Annotated in this window: 9 protein-coding genes; 6 read left to right on the plus strand and 3 right to left on the minus strand. The window is 74.8% G+C overall.

The window, feature by feature from the left end:
* Positions 1-23: 23 nt before the first annotated feature.
* Both BLW76_RS20415 and BLW76_RS20420 read right to left on the minus strand, forming a co-directional pair.
* Positions 24-632, minus strand: a complete 609-nt coding sequence (locus BLW76_RS20415) for a response regulator transcription factor (RefSeq protein ID WP_091309757.1) — start codon at positions 630-632, stop codon at positions 24-26.
* A complete protein-coding gene (locus tag BLW76_RS20420; RefSeq protein WP_091309759.1) occupies positions 629-1,759 on the minus strand; it encodes a sensor histidine kinase in 1,131 nt (376 codons plus the stop codon). The genes BLW76_RS20415 and BLW76_RS20420 overlap by 4 nt, the downstream gene beginning before the upstream one ends.
* 80 nt (positions 1,760-1,839) lie before the next feature.
* Here BLW76_RS20420 and BLW76_RS47860 point away from each other — a divergent pair, with 80 nt between their 5' ends.
* Positions 1,840-2,223 carry a DUF5988 family protein gene (locus tag BLW76_RS47860; protein ID WP_143060655.1) on the plus strand — a complete coding sequence of 128 codons (384 nt, stop codon included), beginning with the start codon at positions 1,840-1,842 and terminating at the stop codon, positions 2,221-2,223.
* A gap of 46 nt (positions 2,224-2,269) precedes the next feature.
* Here the strand turns inward: BLW76_RS47860 and BLW76_RS20430 are convergent, their stop codons facing one another.
* A complete protein-coding gene (locus tag BLW76_RS20430; protein ID WP_091309763.1) occupies positions 2,270-3,100 on the minus strand; it encodes a thioesterase II family protein in 831 nt (276 codons plus the stop codon).
* Positions 3,101-3,301: 201 nt separating this feature from the next.
* Between BLW76_RS20430 and BLW76_RS48595 the strand changes: the two genes are divergently transcribed.
* The 5 genes from BLW76_RS48595 (at position 3,302) to BLW76_RS49215 (ending at position 19,516) form a co-directional block, all read left to right on the plus strand.
* Entirely contained in the window at positions 3,302-3,631 is a 330-nt protein-coding gene (locus BLW76_RS48595) for a hypothetical protein (protein ID WP_091309766.1), read from the plus strand.
* A gap of 74 nt (positions 3,632-3,705) precedes the next feature.
* Positions 3,706-4,527 carry a class II aldolase/adducin family protein gene (locus BLW76_RS20440; protein ID WP_091309768.1) on the plus strand — a complete coding sequence of 274 codons (822 nt, stop codon included), beginning with the start codon at positions 3,706-3,708 and terminating at the stop codon, positions 4,525-4,527.
* A 303-nt stretch (positions 4,528-4,830) separates the two neighbouring features.
* A complete protein-coding gene (locus BLW76_RS20445) occupies positions 4,831-5,253 on the plus strand; it encodes a hypothetical protein (protein ID WP_244170239.1) in 423 nt (140 codons plus the stop codon).
* 45 nt (positions 5,254-5,298) lie between these two features.
* On the plus strand, positions 5,299-5,880 hold the full coding sequence (locus tag BLW76_RS20450; protein WP_091309770.1) for a methyltransferase family protein: 582 nt from the start codon (positions 5,299-5,301) through the stop codon (positions 5,878-5,880).
* A 271-nt stretch (positions 5,881-6,151) separates the two neighbouring features.
* A complete protein-coding gene (locus BLW76_RS49215; protein WP_091309773.1) occupies positions 6,152-19,516 on the plus strand; it encodes a type I polyketide synthase in 13,365 nt (4,454 codons plus the stop codon).
* Positions 19,517-19,525 lie beyond the last annotated feature (9 nt).

Here is a 19,525-nt window from a genome sequence, read left to right on the forward strand (position 1 = left end):
ATTGCCGGAAAAGTAAATCTTTTTCAAAGCCAGCCGCGTTCGTCGGCGACGCGCAGGGCTTCCATCCGGTTCCGCGTCCGGGTCTTGGTGGTGGCGGCGGAGATGTAGTTCCGCACCGTGCCCACCGAGAGGTAGAGGTTCGCCGCGATCTCGGCGACCGTCGCGCCCGAGCGGGCGGCGGTCAGCACGTCGCGCTCCCGCGCCGTGAGCGGTGACTCCCCGGCCGCGATGGTGGCCACCGCCAGCGCCGGATCGACCACGCGCTCCCCGGCCCGCACCCGGCGGATGGCGTCCGCGAGCGCGTCCGCGGGGGAGTCCTTGACGACGAACCCGACCGCGCCCGCCTCCATGGCCCGGCGCAGGTAGCCCGCGCGGCCGAACGTGGTCAGCATGACCACCCGGCACGCCGGGAACCGGTCGCGCAGCACGGCCGCGGCGGCGAGCCCGTCCAGGCCCGGCATTTCGATGTCGAGCAGGGCGACGTCGGGCCGTCCCGACGCGGCCGCCTCGACGATCCGGTCGCCGCGGCCGACCGAGGCGACCACCTCGAAATCGGCTTCCTGGCTCAGCAGGGAGCAGAGTGCTTCGCGGATCAGTTCCTGGTCGTCCGCCAGCAGCAGCCGGATGGTCACGACAGCACCGCCGTCGCCGGCTCGAGGGACACCCGCAGGCACCACCCCGACGAAGCCGGGCCGGCCGCCATCCGCCCGCCCGCGAGCGCCACCCGCTCGCGCAGCATGGAAAGGCCGTTGCCGGCGGTCGCCGGGGCGCGCCCGGCGCCGTCGTCGTGCACCTCGACCCAGTCCGCGGCCAGCAGGACGGTGCACCGGCCGGCGCGGGCGTGCCGGACGACGTTGGTGATGCCCTCCCGCACGACCCAGCCGAACAGCTGCTGGTGCGCCACGTCCACGACGTCGGTGGCGGTGGGCAGGTCGGGCGTGATCCCCGAGGCGCGCAGCAGTTCCTTGCCGCGCGCCAGCTCGTTGGCCAGCGTCACGTCCCGGTAGCCGGACACGGCGGCGCGGACGTCGGCCAGCGCCTGGCGCGAGAGTTTCCCGATCTCGGTGACTTCCTGCAACGTGCCGGACTCCTCCCGGGCGGCGATGCGGTGCGCGACGTCGGTCTTGACGGCGATCGCGGTGAGCGAGTGGCCGAGCAGGTCGTGCAGGTCGCGGGCGATCCGCGTGCGCTCGGCGTCGGAGGCGAGCCGGGCGACCTCCGCCCTGGCCTCGATGAGGGCGTTGTTGGCGCGCACCATTTCGGAAAACGCGTAGACGATGAGGACGGTGCTCATGATCATGATCGCCTCGAGCCAGCCCGCGCCGCTGTGCCAGGGCCGGACCGCCCACGGGACGACGATGCTGGCGAGCACCGCGGCGGCGACCAGCGGGACCGCCCGCCTGCCGATGAAGAAGGTCGCCACCGCGACCACCACGGCGCCGAGGAAGAACGACTCGGTCTGGGCGAACGGCAGTTCGGCGAGGAACAGCGCGGTCATCGCGCCGAGCAGCCACCAGAACCGGCGCCACGCCAGGCGGGTCGCGGCCAGTGCGGCGAGCGCGTAGCAGGCGCAGAACGCGACGACGATCAGCAGCCCGGTCACGGCGTCGGCGCCCTGCACGTGCTGCGGGACCGCCACGGCCGTCGCGACCGGGTAGATCAGCATGCCGGAGGCCAGCGCGAACCGCCGCCAGCCCTGGGCCCAGCGCTGGGTGCTGTCGGCAGGCCAGGTCCCGGCCGCGGTCGCGTTCGTCGTCATCGTTCGTTCCTCTTCCTCCGCGCGTACCACCATCACCCGGCGGGCGCGCCGGACGTAGTGAGTTCACGCACCGGCTGGGCATGACATTCGTCATCGCCCGTCCGGGGGAGGCGGATCCGGGGCGTTCAACTGCGGCACCGGGGAATGTGATCCGTGCGATATCGTCGCCGCCGACGGCGGGAATGTCTCCCGTCGGACAATCCTTCGGCATGCGGAGGGAAAAGGTCATGCAAAAAATCGTCGAAGAAGTTTCGGCCGTGAATCCGGTCACGGTCCGGCTCGTGGGTGGTCCCGCGAGCATCGACGGCGCCGCCCGCGTCCGCGAGGTGGACGCGCGGGAGGACAAAATCAAACTGCCGCACCAAGGCGGTTACGAACATTTCGAGCGGGTGGCGGAAACGCCGGCCGGTGCCCGGCCCGTGCCGGAGTTCCACTGGACGATGCGCACCAAAGCCGCGGAATGACCCGGCCCGGGCCCGGCGACGGGCCCGGGCCGTTCAGCTGCGGCGGTCACCGGCTGGGTTGCCGGGTGCCATGAACGACTCTTTCATGACGTCCCACGTCATGAAAGAGTCGTTCATGACGTGGGAACCCGGCCGCGAAGCAGCGGTCGAGCAGCCCGGCCACCTCCGGCATCGCATCGGTGAGGAAGAAGTGGCCGCCGGGGAACACCCGCAGGTCGAACCCGCCGGTCGTGTGCCGTTCCCAGGCGCGGGCTTCGGCCACCGGGGTCTTGGGGTCGGCGTCGCCGGTGAGCACGGTGATCGGGCAGGCCACGGTGACGTCCGGGCCGCAGGAGTACGTCTCCACCGCGCGGTAGTCGGCCCGGAGGGCGGGCAGGGCCGCGCGCATCAGCTCTTCGTTGTCGAGCACGGCCGCGGCGGCGCCGTTCAGCCTGCGGATCTCCGCGAGGATCGCCGCGTCGCCGCCGCGGTGCACGGCTTCGGTGTGCCGGGTGGCCGGCCCGCGGCGGCCGGAGGCGACCAGGCGCACCGGGACCTGCCCGGCCGCCTCGAACCGGCGGGCGACCTCGAAGGCGACGACCGCCCCCATGCTGTGGCCGAGCAGGACCACCGGCAGGGCGGGCTCGGCGGCCAGCACTTCGTGGACGCGGTCGGCGAGCGCCCGGACGGAGTCGATGGCCGGTTCCCGGTGCCGGTCCTGCCGGCCCGGGTACTGGATCGCCACGACGTCCACGGCGGATTTCAAAGCGAACGACAACGGCCGGTAAAAGGGCGCGGTACCGCCCGCGTGCGGGAAACAGACGAGCCGCACGGCGGGATCGGCGGTTTCCCGGTAACGGCGGCACCAGAGGCTGTCGGTGGGCTGGGTGCTGGACATGACACTCCGCTTGGTGATGGACGCTCGGTAATGGACGCTTGGTAATGGACGGGGAACATACCCGGAGTCCGTCCGTTCAACTGCGGTCCGCAGCTGAACACCTCGCTTGCTTCCGGCCGGGTGCGCTGGTTAACGTGCGTGATCGCCGACGGATGCACATTTCCGGGCCCCGTGACGGAATCAACCAAGAGGTGACGGACAATGGGATACAAGTTCTCCCTGGTGCTCAACCGCGAGATCACCGACGAAGAATCGGTGACGCTCAAGGGTGCCATTCACGCCGACGCTTCGTTCGGCGACGACCGGCTGCCGACCGACGCCGAGGTGCCGGTGACGAAGATCGAGTTCGACGACTCGGTGTCGCCGACCCTCGCCGAGGCGATCGAGGCGGCGCTGGAGGCGGTCAAGGTCGTCCCGGAACTGACCGTGCCCGGGCTGAGCGTCCCGGCCCAGCCGGCCGGCCCGGCCGCCGAAACCACCGAGGCCGCCGAAGCCGCCGAGCGGACCGAAACCGCCGCCGCGCCGGTGTGACCCCCGCCCCGGCCGGGGTGCGGCGGCTGCCGCGCCCCGGCCGGCCACCCCGTTCGAGCCAGGGAGACAGTGACATGACCACCAGGGAGCCGTTGACGGCCGCGGACCTCGCTCCGATCCCGGAGCCGGAACTGGTGCGGCACTACCGCTCCACCGCGCCGCCGCAGTTCGCCGATCCGGCCGAGGAACGCCGGCACCGCAAGGAGCGGCTGGCCGCGGCGCTGCGCCTGTTCGGCCGGTTCGGCTTCGACGAGGGCGTGGCGGGCCACATCACCGCCCGCGACCCCGAGTTCACGGACTACTTCTGGGTCAACCCGTTCGCGGTGCCGTTCAGCCACGTGCGGGTGAGCGACCTGCTGCTCGTCGACGGGCAGGGCGAGGTCGTCCAGGGCGAGTACCTGGTCAACAAGGCGGCCTTCGTCATCCACTCGTCGGTCCACCAGGCCCGCCCGGACGTGGTCGGCGCGGCGCACGCGCATTCGTTGTACGGCAAGGCGTTGTCGGCGACCGGGCAGCACCTCGAGCCGCTCACGCAGGACGCGTGCGTGTTCCATGACGACCACGCGGTGTTCGACGACTACACCGGCCTGGTCAACGACCTGGAAGAGGGCCGCCGGATCGCCCGCACCCTGGGGTCGCACAAGGCGGCGATCCTGCGCAACCACGGCCTGCTCACCGTCGGCACGACGGTCGATTCCGCCGCCTGGTGGTTCATCACGATGGAGCGCTCGGCGCAGGCGCAGCTGGCGGCCAAGGCGGCCGGGCCCACCCGGGAGATCTCGGTGGAGAACGCCAAGCTGACGCACGAGCAGTCCGGGCACGAGTACGCGGGCTGGATCCAGTTCCAGCCGCTGTTCGAGCAGATCGCCCGCGAAGAGCCGGACCTGTTCGACTGACCACCCGCGCGGCGCCGTCCCGGACTCCGGGGCGGCGCCGTTCGCGTCCGCGGGGCCCGGCCTTGACGGCGGCGGGGCCGCCGTGGTGCCCTTCCGGTGTGGATTCGCCGCCGAACCGGCGAATCCGGACTTTCCGTCGATCGGCCCCCAAACCCGCCCATATTACAAATGTCACGGGCGCTCGATGATCGAACTCACTGCCGGTGCCGCCGCGTTTTCGCGATGATGGTTCCAGTGAAAGCGCCGCCGACGGCGACGACCGGGCTTTCCCGGAAAAGTCATGTGAAATCTCAAGGAGGCACGGTGAACGCCAAGACCGCCAACCGGAACATCGCCGGCTCGGAAGCCCGCGCCGCGCTCGGCACGGTGAAGAGCCTGGTCACCTGCTACCTGGTCCTCAGCGTCCTCACGCTCGGCGCGATCGTGCTGATGCGGAACAACCCCGACCTGGTGACCGACGCGGTGTGGATCCGCGGCTCGATCGTCGCCGTCACCGCGTTCCTGATGCTGTCGTTCGCGTCGGGCGCGGCGAAGGGCAACCCGCGGGCGCTGCTGCGGCTGCGGCTCGTCTCGGCGATCATGGTCGTCGTCATCGCGGTGATCATCGCGCTGCCGGGCGGGTTCCCGACGTGGATGAAGATCGAGCAGGCCGTCTGCGGCGTGCTGCTGCTCGGCGTGGTCGGCATCGCGAACGGCAAGCGGGTCCGGTCCGCGTTCGCGAAGTGACCCGCTGAACAAACCCGAATCCCGCTCGGAGAAAGGAGTCCTGTCATGCTCACCGCCGTCCACCTCACGTCGTGGCTCTGGCTGGCCCTGGAAATCGGGCTGGTGGTCCGGGACCGGCGCCGTGGCCGCGGCTCGGCCGCCGCCGATCGCGGCACGCGCTGGGTGGTCGTGGCGCTGACGCTGTCCGCCACGCTCGCCGCGACCGTGTTCGGTGTCGTCCTGCCCGCCGACAGCGGGATCCGGTTCGCCGCGCTCGGCCACCCGCACTGGGCGCCGGCCGCCGGGCTCGCCGTGATGGTGGCCGGGCTGGCCGTGCGCGCCTGGTCGGTCGTGGTGCTGGGCCGGGCGTTCCGCACCACGGTCGAGGTCGACCGCGGCCAGGAGGTCGTCACCCGCGGCCCGTACCGCTGGGTGCGGCACCCGTCCTACAACGGCGTCCTGCTGCTGGCCGGGGGCTACGGCCTGGCGGCCGGGAACTGGCTGTCGCTGCTGTGCACGGTCGTGCTGCCGCTGGCCTCGGTGCTGGTGCGCATCGACGTCGAAGAGCAGGTCCTGACGCGGGTGCTGGGCCGTCCCTACGAGCGCTACCGGGCCGCGACGAAGCGCCTGGTGCCCGGGGTCTGGTAACGACCCCGCTCCCCGAAGCGGCCGCCGGAGAGATCCCCAGCTCTCCGGTGGCCTTCTTTTTTGTGCCGCCCGGTTTTCCGGTCGATTAACTGTCGTTTGACAACGTGAAATCGCCATTTCGGTTAAGGTGTTCAGCTGCTGCCGCGACTCGGCTGAACAGCCCGGTGTCCGTAGTAGCCTCCGGACAGATCGTGGCGGGCGTTGCCCCGCGGTTTTCCCTGGGGCGGCCCCGAATCGGAACGGTTTCGGCGGGCCGGGAAACGGTGGCGAGATGGCGAACGAAGAAAAGCTTCGCGACTACCTGAAGCTGGCGACCGCCAACCTGCGCAGGACCCGGCGGCAGCTGCGCGAACTGGCCGGGCGCGCGCAGGAGCCGGTCGCGGTCGTCGGCATGGGGTGCCGGTTCCCCGGCGGGGTGCACGGCCCCGCGCAGCTGTGGGACCTGGTGGCCGGCGGCACCGACGCGATCTCCGCGTTCCCGGCCGACCGCGGCTGGGACGTCGAAAACCTTTACGACGCCGGCGTTTCCGGTACCCGCCAGGGCGGATTCATCGCCGACGCACCGGAGTTCGACGCCGGGTTCTTCGGGATCAGCCCGCGCGAAGCACTGGCCATGGACCCGCAGCAGCGGCTGACGCTGGAGGTGGCCTGGGAGGCGCTGGAGCACGCCGGCATCGACCCGCTGTCCCTGCGCGGCAGCGCGACCGGGGTGTTCGCGGGTGTCTACTCCTCCGGCTACGGCACGAGCCTGCCGATGGACGCCGAGGAGGCGAAGGGCCACCTGCTGACCGGCACCGCGAACAGCGTGCTGTCCGGGCGGGTGGCGTTCGTGCTCGGCCTGGAGGGCCCGGCGGTGTCGGTCGACACCGCGTGCTCGTCGTCGCTGGTCTCGGTCCACCTGGCCGCGCAGGCACTGCGGAACGGCGAGTGCTCGCTGGCACTGGCCGGCGGCGCCACGGTGATGGCGTCCCCGGGGCTGTTCGCCGAGTTCGCCCGCCAGCAGGGCCTGGCCGCCGACGGCCGCTGCAAGGCCTTCGCCGACGGCGCGGACGGCACCGGCTGGGGCGAGGGCGTCGGGATGCTGGTGCTGGAACGCCTGTCCGACGCCCGCCGGCTCGGCCACCCCGTGCTGGCGGTGGTGCGCGGCTCCGCGGTGAACTCCGACGGCGCGTCCAACGGCCTGACCGCGCCGAACGGCCCGTCCCAGCAGCGCGTCATCGAGGCGGCCCTCGCCTCGGCCAAGCTGACCCCCGCCGACGTCGACGCGGTCGAAGCGCACGGCACCGGCACGGCACTCGGCGACCCGATCGAGGCCGAGGCCCTGCTGCGCGTCTACGGCGCCGGCCGCCCGGACGACCGTCCGTTGTGGCTCGGCTCGGTGAAGGCCAACATCGGCCACACCCAGGCCGCGGCCGGGGTCGCCGGGCTGATCAAGATGATCCTCGCCCTGCGCCACGGCCTGCTGCCGCGCACCCTGCACGCCGGCGAGCCGTCCCGGCACGTCGACTGGTCTTCGGGCGCGGTGCGGCTGCTGACCGAGGCCGAGCCGTGGCCCGCCGGCGACCGCCCGCGCCGCGCCGGCGTCTCGGGCTTCGGGATCAGCGGCACCAACGCCCACGTCCTGATCGAGGAGGCGCCCGCCCCCGAGCCCGCCGAAGACGACGACCCGGCCGAACCGGCCGAGCCGCGCGTCCGGGTGCTCGACGGCGAAACCGCCTGGCTCGTCTCGGGCCACACCCCCGAGGCACTGGCCGCGCAGGCGGCGAACCTCCTCGAGGTCACGGCCGATCCGGCGGACGTCGGCTGGTCGCTCGCCACCACGCGGGCGGCGCTCACCCACCGCGCGGTCGTGGTCGGCGGCCGCCGTGCCGACCTGGCCGCGCTGGCGAGCGGGCAGCCGTCGGCGGGCGTGGTGACCGGCGCGGTCCCGGACACGGGCGCGGGCCGGACGGTGTTCGTCTTCCCCGGCCAGGGCAGCCAGTGGGCCGGGATGGGCCGCGAGCTGGCCGAGGTGTCGCCGGTGTTCGCCGCCCGCCTGGCCGAGTGTGCCGCGGCGCTGGCGCCTTACGTGAACCTGGATCTGGATGATCTGGACTCTGCCGATGTGGTGCAGCCGGCGTTGTGGGCGGTGATGGTGTCCCTGGCCGAGGTGTGGCGGGCCGCCGGTGTGGTGCCGGACGCCGTGGTGGGTCACTCGCAGGGTGAGATCGCGGCGGCCGTGGTGTCGGGCGCACTGTCCCTTGAGGATGGTGCCAGGGTGGTTGCCCTTCGCAGCAAGGTGTTGACCGCGTTGGCCGGGCACGGCGGGATGCTGTCGATCGCCGAACCGGCGGAGGCCGTGCGTGCCCGCATCGCGCCGTGGGGCGAGCGGTTGTCGGTGGCGGCGGTGAACGGCCCACAGTCCACTGTGGTCTCCGGCGAGCCGGAGGCGTTGCGGGAGCTGGCCGAAGCCGCCGATGTCCGCACTCGGATGATCCCGGTGGACTACGCGTCCCACTCGGCCCAGGTCGACGAGCTGCGTGAGGAGATCCTGCGTGTGCTCGACGGGATCTCACCGCGTGAGGCGGAGATCCCGATGGTGTCGGCGATGACCGGCGAGTGGCTCACCGGCCCGGAGCTGGACCCGGCGTACTGGGCGGCCAGCCTCCGCGAACCCGTCGAATTCGAGCGGGCGATCCGGGTGCTCGGCGAGTCGGGCCACGGCGTCTTCGTGGAGACGTCCCCGCACGCGGTGCTCACCGGCGCGATCGCCGACACCCTCGACGGCCCGGTGGCCGTGGGCACCCTGCGCCGCGATGACGGCGGTGCCCGGCGGCTGCTGCGGTCGCTCGCCGAAGCGTACGTCCACGGCGTCCGGATCGACTGGACGAACGTCCTCAGTGGACAGAACGTCGAGCTGCCCACGTACGCCTTCCAGCGCCGCCGGTACTGGCCGGGTCCGGCGCCGGTCGCGGACCGCACCGACAGCTGGCGCTACCGCGTCACCTGGACGCCCGCCGCGCCCGGCCCGGCGGCGCTGTCCGGCACCTGGCTGGTGGTCGCCGGCACCGCCGACGCGAGCGAGTACGTCGACGCACTCGCAACCCACGGCGCCACCACCGTCGTGACCCGGGCCGGGGAACCCCTGCCGGACGGCGGCTTCGCCGGTGTGCTGGCCCTGGCGGAGAGCACCGCGGCGGTCCTGGACCTCGTGCGGGCGGGCCTCGCCGCGCCGCTGTGGGTGCTGACCCGCGGCGCGGTCGCGGCCCTCCCGGGCGAAGCGCCGGACCCGGTGCGGGCGCAGGTGTGGGGCCTCGGCCGGGTGGCCGGGCTCGAACACCCGGACCGCTGGGGCGGCCTGATCGACCTGCCCGAAGCCGGCTTCGACCCGGCGGCCCTGTGCGCGGTGCTGGCCGGCACCGGGGAGGACGAGGTCGCGCTCCGGCCCGGCGGCCCCCTGGTCCGCCGGCTCGAACGCGCACCCCGCGCCAAGACCGGCGAGCCGTCCTGGACCCCGCGCGGCACCGTGCTGCTCACCGGCGGCACCGGTTCGATCGGACGCCACGTCGGCCCGTGGCTGGCCGCCCGCGGCGCCCGCCGGGTCGTGCTGCCCACCCGGTCCGGGCCGTCGACGGACCTGGCCGCGCTCGTCGCGGCCCTGGCCGGCGCCGGGACCGCCGTCGACGTCGTGGCCTGCGACATCGCCGAACGCACCCACGTCGCCGGGCTGCTGGACCGGATCGCCGCGACCGGGCCCGCGCTGAGCACCGTGCTGCACGCGGCCAACGTCTTCCACCTCACCCGCCTCGACGAGACCGACCACGCCGGGCTGGCGACCGCGCTGGAGGCCAAGGCCGGCGGCGCCACCCACCTCGACGAGCTCGCCACGGACGTCGACGAGTTCGTCCTGTTCTCCTCGATCGCCGCCGCGTGGGGCAGCAACGAGCACGGCGGCTACGCGGCCGCCAACGCCCACCTCGACGCGCTGGCCGAGCGCCGGCGCGCCCGAGGTCTGCCGGCGACCTCGATCGCCTGGGGTGTCTGGGACACCCGGGACTGGGACGCGCTCAACGCGGCCGCCGCGCACGAGCCGGGCAGCGTCACCCCGGCGCGGCTGCTGCGGCAGGGCATGCACTTCCTCGCGCCAGGGCCGGCGCTGACCGCGCTGGGCCGCGTCCTCGCCGACGGCGACACCTACCTGGCCCTCGCCGACATGGACTGGGACCGCTTCGCGCCGGTCTTCACCGCCGCCCGGCCCCGCCCGCTGCTGGAGCGCGTCACCGAGACGCGCCCGGCCGACACTCCGGCTCCCTCCGGTGAGCTGGCCGCAAAACTCGCCGCGGCCCCGGCCGCCGAGCGCGCCCGGATCGTCACCGACCTGGTGCGGGCGCACGCGGCCGCCACCCTCGGCCACGGCTCGGCCCAGGACGTGCCCGCCACGCGCGCCTTCCGCGACCTCGGGTTCGACTCGCTCACCGCGGTGGAGCTGCGCAAGCAGCTGGAAGCCGCGACCGGCGCGAAACTGCCGTCGTCGGCCGTGTTCGACCACCCGACCCCGGCGGCGCTGGCCGAACGCATCATCGGGCAGCTGCTCGGCACCGCGGAATCCACGACGCTGACGCCGGTGACCGTCGCCGACCCGGCCGAGCCGATCGCCATCGTCGGGATCGGCTGCCGCTTCCCGGGCGGCGTCGCGACCCCGGAGCAGTACTGGGACCTGCTGGCCGCGGGGGCCGACGTGATCGGCGGGTTCCCGGCCGACCGCGGCTGGGACACCGGCCTGTACGACCCGGACCCCGACCGCCAGGGCCGGACCTACGCCCGCGCCGGCGGGTTCCTCTACGACGCGCCCGAGTTCGACGCCGGCTTCTTCGGGATCAGCCCGCGCGAAGCCCTCGCCATGGACCCGCAGCAGCGGCTGCTGCTGGAAGTGTCGTGGGAAGCCCTCGAACGCGCGGGCATCGACCCGGAGACGCTGCGCGGCTCGGCGACCGGCATCTTCGCCGGCGCCGCGCTCACCGGCTACGGCGCGGGCCTGGCCGATGGCGACGGCGGCGCCGAGGGCTACCTGGTCACCGGCCACTCCGGCAGCATCATCTCCGGCCGCCTCGCCTACACCCTCGGCCTGGAGGGGCCGGCCGTCACGATCGACACGGCCTGCTCCTCCTCCCTGGTGGCGCTGCACCTGGCCGCCCAGGCCCTGCGCTCCGGCGAGTGCACCCTGGCACTGGCGGGCGGGGTCATGGTGATGGCGACGCCCGGGCAGTTCGTCGGCTTCTCGCGCCAGCGCGGGCTCTCGGCCGACGGCCGCTGCAAGGCGTTCGGGGCCGCCGCGGACGGCATGGGCCTGGCCGAGGGCGCCGGTGTGGTCGCCGTCGAACGGCTGGCGGACGCGCGGCGGCTCGGCCACCCGGTGCTCGCGCTGGTCCGCGGCACCGCGATGAACCAGGACGGCGCGTCCAACGGCCTCACCGCCCCGAGCGGGCCGGCGCAGCAGCGGGTGATCCGGGCCGCGCTGGCGAACGCCGGACTGTCCACATCGGACGTCGACGCGGTGGAGGCGCACGGCACCGGAACCACGCTGGGCGACCCGATCGAGGCGCACGCGCTGCTGGCCACCTACGGCCGCGACCGCGCCCGGCCGCTGTGGCTGGGCTCGGCGAAGTCCAACATCGGGCACACGCAGACCGCCGCCGGGATGGCCGGCCTGATCAAGATGGTCCTGTCCCTGCGGCACCGGACGCTGCCGAAGACCCTGCACGCCGACCCGCCGTCCGCCGAGATCGACTGGGCCGCCGGTGACGTCCGGCTGCTCACCGAGCAGCGTCCGTGGCCGGAGACCGGTGCCCCGCGCCGCGGCGGCGTCTCGGCGTTCGGCATGAGCGGTACCAACGTCCACGTCATCCTCGAAGAGGCAGCCGAGGTCCCGTCCCGGCCGGTCACCGGGCCGTCGGTGCTGACGCCGTCGCTGGCCGCCTGGCCGGTGTCCGCGCGCACCGCGGCGGGCCTGGCCGCGCAGGCCGGGCGGCTGCGCGAGTTCGCGCTGGCCCACCCGGAGCTCGACCCGGCCGACGCCGGCTGGTCGCTGGCCACCACCCGCAGCGCGTTCGGCCACCGGGCCGTGGTGCTCGGCGCCGACCGCGAGGAGCTGGCCGCCGGGCTGGCGGCGGTGGCGACCGCGCAGCCCGCGGCCCGCGTCGTCACCGGCACGGTCACCGACGGCAGGCTCGTGTTCGTCTTCCCCGGCCAGGGCAGCCAGTGGCCCGGGATGGGCAGGCAGCTCCTCGCGGAGTCGCCGGTGTTCGCGGCGAAGTTCGCCGAGTGCGCGACGGCACTGCGGTCCTTTGTGGACTTCGAGCCGGTCGAGGCGCTGGCCGGGCCGCTGGACACCGCCGACGTCATGCAGCCGGTGCTGTGGGCGGTGATGGTGTCGCTCGCCGAGGTGTGGCGGGCCGCCGGGGTCGTGCCGGACGCCGTCGTCGGGCACAGCCAGGGCGAGATCGCCGCGGCCTGCGTCGCGGGCATCCTGTCGCTGGAGGATGCCGCCCGGGTCGTCGCGGTGCGGTCGCGGGCGCTGAGCGACCTGGACGTCGACGGCGGCATGCTGTCGGTGGTCATGCCCGCGGACGCGGTGCGCGAGCTCCTCGGGCCGTGGGGCGACCGGCTCGCCGTCGCCGCGGTGAACGGCCCGGCGACCACGGTCGTGTCCGGCGAACCCGGCGCGCTCACCGAGTTCGAGCGCGAGCTGCGCACGCGGAAGGTGCTGCGCTGGCGCATCCCGGCGAACGACTTCGTCGCCCACTCGAAGCTGGTCGAGCCCCTCGCCGCGACCCTGCCGGCCGCGCTGGCCGGGATCCGGCCGCAGGCGGGGGAGACCCCGTTCTTCTCCACCGTGCGGGCCGCCTGGACGGCGGGGACCGAGCTGGACGCCGGGTACTGGTACGCGAACGTCCGCGAGCCGGTCCGGTTCGCCGACGCCGTCCGGGAGCTGGCCGCGGCCGGGCACCGCGTGTTCGCCGAGGTCTCCGCGCACCCGGTGCTGACCGCCGCGATCGCCGAGACCGCGGAGGACGCGGGCCTGCCCGCCCCGGTGCTGACCGGCACCCTCGACCGCGAGGACGGCGGCGCGGACCGGTTCCTGACGGCACTGGCCACGGCGGCCGCGCACGGCGTCCCGGTCGACTGGACCACTGTCCTTTCCGGACGGACGGTCGAGCTGCCCACGTACGCGTTCCAGCGCGACCGCTACTGGCCGGACGCCCGCAAGCCGGCGGCGAGCGTGGCCGAGCGCGGCGGCTCGGCGGTGGCGGACTGGCGCTTCCGCGTCGAGTGGACGCCGGTGCCCGACCCCGAAGCGCCCCAATGTGGCGTTGGGTGCGTTGAACGCACCGAACGCCACATTGGGTGCGCTGGACGCACCGAACGCCACATTGGGTGCGCTGGACGCACCGAACGCCACATTGGGTGCGTTGAGGCCGCCCTGAGCGGGACCTGGCTCGTCGTCGGCCGGAGCGGGCCGGTGGTCCGGGCGCTCGAAGAGCGGGGTGCCGAGGTGGTCGTCGTCGGCCTCGACGGTGTTCCGGACCGCGCCGCCTGGGCCGAAGCCCTCTCCGGACACCGGCCCGAGGGCGTCGTTTCCCTGCTCGGCCTGGACGAGACGCCGCTGCCGGGGCAGCCCGCCGTCACCACCGGCCTGGCCGGAACCCTCGTCCTGCTGCAGGCGCTCGGCGACGCCGGGATCGGCGCCCCGCTGTGGGTGCTGACCCGCGGCGCGGTCGCCGCCGGCACCGAACCGGCGCCGGCGCACCCGGCCCAGGCGCCGGTGTGGGGCCTCGGCCGCACCGCCGCCGTCGAGCACCCGGACCGCTGGGGCGGCCTGATCGACCTGCCGGCCGCGTGGGACGACCGCGCCGCGGACCGCCTGGCCGCCGTGCTCGGTGCGCGCGACGAAGACCAGGTCGCCCTGCGGGACAGCGGGATACTGGCGCGTCGGCTGGCCCGTGCTCCGCTGCCCGCCGTCCCCGGCCCGCGGTTCGTCCCGCGCGGCACCGTGCTGATCACCGGCGGCACCGGCGCGATCGGCGGGCACGTCGGCCGCTGGCTCACCGGCCGTGACACCCGGCGCGTGGTGCTGACCAGCCGCTCCGGTCCCGGCGCCGCCGGGGTGGCCGGGCTGGCGGCCGGGCTGGCGGCGGCCGGCACCGCGGTCGACGTCGTCGCCTGCGACACCGGGGAACGCGCCGCCGTCGCCGCGCTGCTCGACCGGATCGACGCCACCGGGCCCGCCCTGTCCACCGTGATGCACGCGGCCGGGGCGCTCGACGACGGCGTGCTCGACCGGCTCGGCACCGAACGCCTGGCGAGCACCCTGGCCGGCAAGGCGGCCGGCGCGGTGCACCTCGACGAGCTCACCGCCGGGCGCGACCTCGACGCGTTCGTGCTGTTCTCCTCGACGTCGGCGACCTTCGGCAACGGCGGGCAGGGCAACTACGCCGCCGCCAACGCCTTCCTCGACGCGCTGGCCGAGGACCGCCGCGCCCGCGGCCTGCCCGGCCTTTCGGTGGCCTGGGGCCCGTGGGACGGCGGCGGTATCGGGCAGGCCAGCGAAGGCGCCCGGCAGCGGCTGGCCCGCAACAAGTGGGAGGTCCTGATGGACCCCCGGCTGGCCGTGCAGGCGCTGGGGCAGGCCATCGAGGACCCCGGCCACCCGGTGCTGACCCTGATGGAGGTCGACTTCGCCGCGCTGGCCACCGAACGCGGCGCCGAGGAGCTGCGCCGGACGCCGTTCATGCGGGACCTGCCGGAGATCCACGCGCCCGAGCCCGCGGCGGACACCGGGCTCGCCGACCGGCTGGCCGGGCTGGCTCCGGCCGAGCAGGAACGCGTCCTGGCCGAGCTGATCCGCTCCGAAGCCGCCCAGGTGATGGGGTACGCGTCGGCGTCGGTGCTCGAGGCCGCCCGTGCGTTCAGCGAGATGGGCCTCGACTCGCTCACCTCGGTGGAGCTGCGCAACCGTCTCGGCGCGGCCACCGGCCTCGGCCTGCCCACCACGCTGCTGTTCGACCACCCCGACCCGGAGGCGCTCGCCGCCTTCCTGCGGACGGAACTCACCGGAGCCGCCGGTCCCGAGACCGCCGCACCGGTCATCACCCGGCCGGTCGACGAGCCGCTGGCCATCGTGGCGATGAGCTGCCGGTTCCCCGGCGGGGTCCGGACGCCGGAGGACCTGTGGGCGCTGCTCGACGGCGGCGGCGACGCGATCACCGGCCTGCCCGCCGACCGCGGCTGGGACCTCGACGCGCTGTACGACCCCGACCCGGACCGGCCCGGCACCGCGTACGTCCGCGAAGGCGGCTTCCTGCAGGACGTGGCCGAGTTCGACGCCGGCTTCTTCGGCATCTCGCCGCGCGAAGCCCTCGCGATGGACCCGCAGCAGCGGCTGCTGTTGGAGGTGACGTGGGAGGCCCTCGAACGCGCGGGCATCGACCCGGCGTCGCTGCGCGGCTCGGCCACCGGCGTGTTCGTCGGCGGCTACGTCTCCGGCTACGACCAGCTCGGCAGCCGGCTGGCGCGCACCGGCAGCGGCGCCGGGCTCGAAGGGCACCTGATGACCGGCAACGCGACCAGCGTGCTGTCCGGCCGGGTCGCCTACCTGCTCGGCCTGGAGGGCCCGGCGCTGACGGTGGACACGGCGTGCTCGTCGTCCCTGGTGGCCCTGCACATGGCCGTGCGCGCCCTGCGGGCGAACGAGTGCTCGCTCGCGCTGGTCGGCGGCGTCACCGTGATGGCGACCCCGCGCGACCTGGTCGGGTTCTCACGGCAGCGCGGCCTCGCCGCCGACGGCCGCTGCAAGGCGTTCTCCGGCGCGGCCGACGGCATGGGCATGGCCGAGGGCGCCGGCGTCCTGGCGGTCGAGCGGCTGTCCGACGCCCACCGGCACGGGCACCCGGTGCTCGCCGTGGTCCGCGGCTCGGCGGTGAACTCCGACGGCGCGTCCAACGGCCTCACCGCCCCGAACGGCCCCTCGCAGCAGCGGGTCATCCGGGCGGCGCTGGCGGACGCGCGACTGTCCGCTTCGGACGTCGACGTCGTCGAGGCCCACGGCACCGGGACGGCACTGGGCGACCCGATCGAGGCGCAGGCGCTGCTGGCGACCTACGGCCAGGACCGCGACGAGCCGCTGCGGCTGGGTTCGGTGAAGTCGAACCTCGGGCACACCCAGGCGGCGGCGGGCGTCGCGGGCGTGATGAAGGTGGTCCTCGCCCTGCAGCACGGCACGTTGCCGCGCACGCTGCACGTGGCCGAGCCGACACCGCACGTCGACTGGTCGTCCGGTGCGGTGGAGCTGCTGACCGAGCCGGTGCCGTGGACCGGCGGCGGCCGCCCGCGCCGCGCCGGGGTCTCGGGCTTCGGCATGAGCGGCACCAACGCGCACGTCCTGCTCGAAGAGGCCCCGCCCGCGCCGGAACCCGCCGAGGACACCGTCCCCGTGTCGGCGGGGGCCTGGCTGGTGTCCGCGCGCGACCCGGAGGCGCTGGCGGCGCAGGCGGGGCGGCTGCGCGAGTTCGTGCTGGCCCGCCCGGAGCTGGACCCGGTCGACGTGGCGTGGTCGCTGGCCACGACCCGCGCCCGGTTCGAGCAGCGGGCCGTGGTGCTGGGCGAGGACCGCGCCGAGCTGCTGGCCGGCCTGGCCGCGGTCGCGACCGGGCAGGCGGGTGCCGGCGTGGTGACCGGCACCGCCCCGCCGCACGGCCCCGGCCGCACGGTGTTCGTGTTCCCGGGCCAGGGGAGCCAGTGGGCCGGGATGGGCCGCGAGCTGGCGGCCTCCTGCCCGGTCTTCGCGGCCAGGCTGGCGGAGTGCGAAGCGGCGTTGGCGCCCTTCGCCGAACTGAACCTGGATGCCCTGGACTCCGCCGACGTGGTGCAGCCCGCGCTGTGGGCGGTGATGGTGTCGCTGGCCGAGGTGTGGCGCGCGGCCGGTGTCGTGCCGGACGCCGTCGTCGGGCACTCCCAGGGCGAGATCGCGGCCGCGGTGGTGTCGGGTGCGCTGTCCCTCGAGGACGGTGCCCGCGTGGTCGCCCTCCGCAGCAAGGCGTTGACGGCCCTGGCCGGCCGCGGCGGGATGCTGTCCGTCGCCGCGCCGGCCGCGGAGGTGCGGGACCGGATGGCGCACCTGCGCGACCGGCTGTCCGTGGCGGCGGTGAACGGCCCACTGTCCACTGTGGTCTCCGGCGAACCGGGCGCGCTGCGGGAGTTCGCGGAAGCCGTGGAGTTCCGGACGCGGCTGGTCCCGGTCGACTACGCGTCGCACTCGGCTCAGGTGGATGCGCTGCGCGAAGAGATCCTGGCGGCACTGGACGGGATTTCCCCGCGCCCGCCGGAGATCCCGATGATTTCGTCGATGACCGGTGCGCCGGCCGGGGAACTGGACGCGGAGTACTGGTTCGCGAGCCTGCGGGAGCCGGTCGAGTTCGAGCGGGCGGTCCGGACGCTGGGCGAGTCGGGCTACGGCGTGTTCGTCGAGGTTTCGCCGCACCCGGTGCTGACCGGCCCGATCGCCGACACCGTAGACACCCCGGTCGCCCCGGTCGTCACCGGCACCCTGCGCCGCGACGACGGCAGCGAGCGGCGGCTGCTGACCTCCTTCGCCGAAGCGTCGGTGCGCGGGGTGGCGGTGGACTGGCCGGAGGTGCTCGGCCGGGCCGGCACGGTCGACCTGCCGACCTACGCCTTCCGGCACCGCCGGTTCTGGCCCGACGCCGTCGCCGACGACACCGACGACGCCTTCTGGGCCGCGGTCGACAGCGGCGACGTCGGCGAGCTGGCCGCCGCCCTCGCCGTCGACGACGAGAAGCTCGGCGACCTGCTGCCCGCACTGGCCGCGTACCGCCGTCGCCGCCGCGGCGGCAGCGCGCTGGACGGGCGGCGCTACCGGGTGACCTGGAGCCCGGTCGCCGAGGCGGGACCGGCCGTGCTGGCGGGCACCTGGCTGGTGGTCGGCGACCCGGCGGAGACCCGCCCGGTGGCCGCCGCCCTGACCGCCCGCGGCGCCGAGGTGGTCACCGCGGCCTCGCCGGATGTCATGAAAGAGTCGTTCATGACGTCCGACGTCATGAACGACTCTTTCATGACGTCGCTCGCCGGGGTCGTTTCGCTGCTGGCCCTCGACGAGCGCCCGGTGCACGGCACGGTGACCGGGGGCCTGGTCGCGACCCTGGAGCTCGTCAAGGCCGGGATCGACGCCCCGCTGTGGGTGCTGACCCGCGGTGCCGTGGCCACCGGCCCCGGCGAGTCCGCTTCGCCCGCGCAGGCCCAGGTCTGGGGCCTCGGCCGGGTCGCCGCCCTGGAGCACCCGGACCGCTGGGGCGGCCTGGTCGATCTTCCGTCCACACTGGACGAACGCACCGCGGCCCGGCTGGTCGGGGTCCTGGCGGGCACCGGCGAAGACCAGGTCGCCCTGCGGCCCCGTGGCATCCTCGCGCGGCGGCTCACCCGCGCGGGCCGCCCCCGCCCCGGCGAGAGCTGGCAGCCCCGCGGGACCGTGCTCGTCACCGGCGGCACCGGGACACTGGGGGCGCACGCCGCCCGCTGGGTCGGCGGGCGCGGCGCCGCACGGGTCGTGCTGACCGCGGACACCCCGGTCACCGCGGACACCGCCCGCCTGGCCGCGGCACTGGCCGCGGAGGGCACCGCGGTCGACGTGGCCGGCTGCGACACCACCCGGCGCACCCAGGTGGCCGGGCTGCTCGACCGGCTCGGGCCGCTGTCCGCCGTCGTCCACGCCGACGGCGTCGGCCAGGCCACCGCGGTGGCCGACACGTCCGCGGCCGAGCTCACCCGGGTCGCCACCGCCAAGGCCGCCGGGGCCGCCTGGCTGGACGAACTGGCCGGCGACCTCGACGCCTTCGTGGTGTTCTCCTCGATCGCGGCCACCTGGGGCAGCGCGCTGGTCGGCGGGTACGCCGCCGGCAACGCCTTCCTCGACGCGCTGGCCGAGCGCCGCCGGGCCGCCGGGAAACCGGCCACCGCCGTCGCCTGGGGCCCGTGGGCAGGCGGGCCCGAAGCGGGCCGGTCGGTGCGGCACGGCCTGCGCACCCTCGACCCCGACCTCGCCGTGCGCGCGCTGGGCCAGATCCTCGACGCGGGCGAGGACGCGGTCACCGTGGCGGACGTCGACTGGGCCGCCTTCGCGCCCGCGTTCACCGTGCGCCGGCCGAGCCCGCTGCTCGCCGCGGTCCCGGAGGCGGCCACCGCGCTCGCCGACCCCGAGTCCGAAGTGGACAGCGACTTCGCCGGACGGCTGGCCGGCATGCCGCGGCCGCGGCAGGACCAGCTGCTCACCGACCTGGTGCGCACCGAGGCGGCCCGCGTCCTCGACCACACCGGCCCCGCGGACGTCGCCCCCGACCGGGCCTTCAGCGCCCTCGGCTTCGACTCGCTGACGTCGGTGGAGCTGCGCAACCGGCTGGCCGCGGCCACCGGGGTCCGGCTGCCCTCCACCGTGGTCTTCGAGTTCCCGACCGCGGCCGCACTGGCCGCGCACCTGCGGGACGAGCTGGTGGGGACAACCGAAGAACCCGACGTCGCGCGGCAGCTGGCGGACGCCGGCGACGACGAGATCTTCGACTTCATCGGCAAGGAATTCGGCATCCAGTGAGGGGGACGG

Origin of the sequence: Amycolatopsis tolypomycina, assembly GCF_900105945.1 — a bacterium.
Classification (GTDB): domain Bacteria; phylum Actinomycetota; class Actinomycetes; order Mycobacteriales; family Pseudonocardiaceae; genus Amycolatopsis; species Amycolatopsis tolypomycina.

Coding starts and splice junctions, on each gene's coding strand:
- BLW76_RS20420 (WP_091309759.1), bottom strand. CDS start 1,759: ATGACGACGAACGCGACCGCGGCCGGGACCTGGCCTGCCGACAGCACC.
- BLW76_RS47860 (WP_143060655.1), top strand. CDS start 1,840: ATGACATTCGTCATCGCCCGTCCGGGGGAGGCGGATCCGGGGCGTTCA.
- BLW76_RS20430 (WP_091309763.1), bottom strand. CDS start 3,100: ATGTCCAGCACCCAGCCCACCGACAGCCTCTGGTGCCGCCGTTACCGG.
- BLW76_RS48595 (WP_091309766.1), top strand. CDS start 3,302: ATGGGATACAAGTTCTCCCTGGTGCTCAACCGCGAGATCACCGACGAA.
- BLW76_RS20440 (WP_091309768.1), top strand. CDS start 3,706: ATGACCACCAGGGAGCCGTTGACGGCCGCGGACCTCGCTCCGATCCCG.
- BLW76_RS20450 (WP_091309770.1), top strand. CDS start 5,299: ATGCTCACCGCCGTCCACCTCACGTCGTGGCTCTGGCTGGCCCTGGAA.
- BLW76_RS49215 (WP_091309773.1), top strand. CDS start 6,152: ATGGCGAACGAAGAAAAGCTTCGCGACTACCTGAAGCTGGCGACCGCC.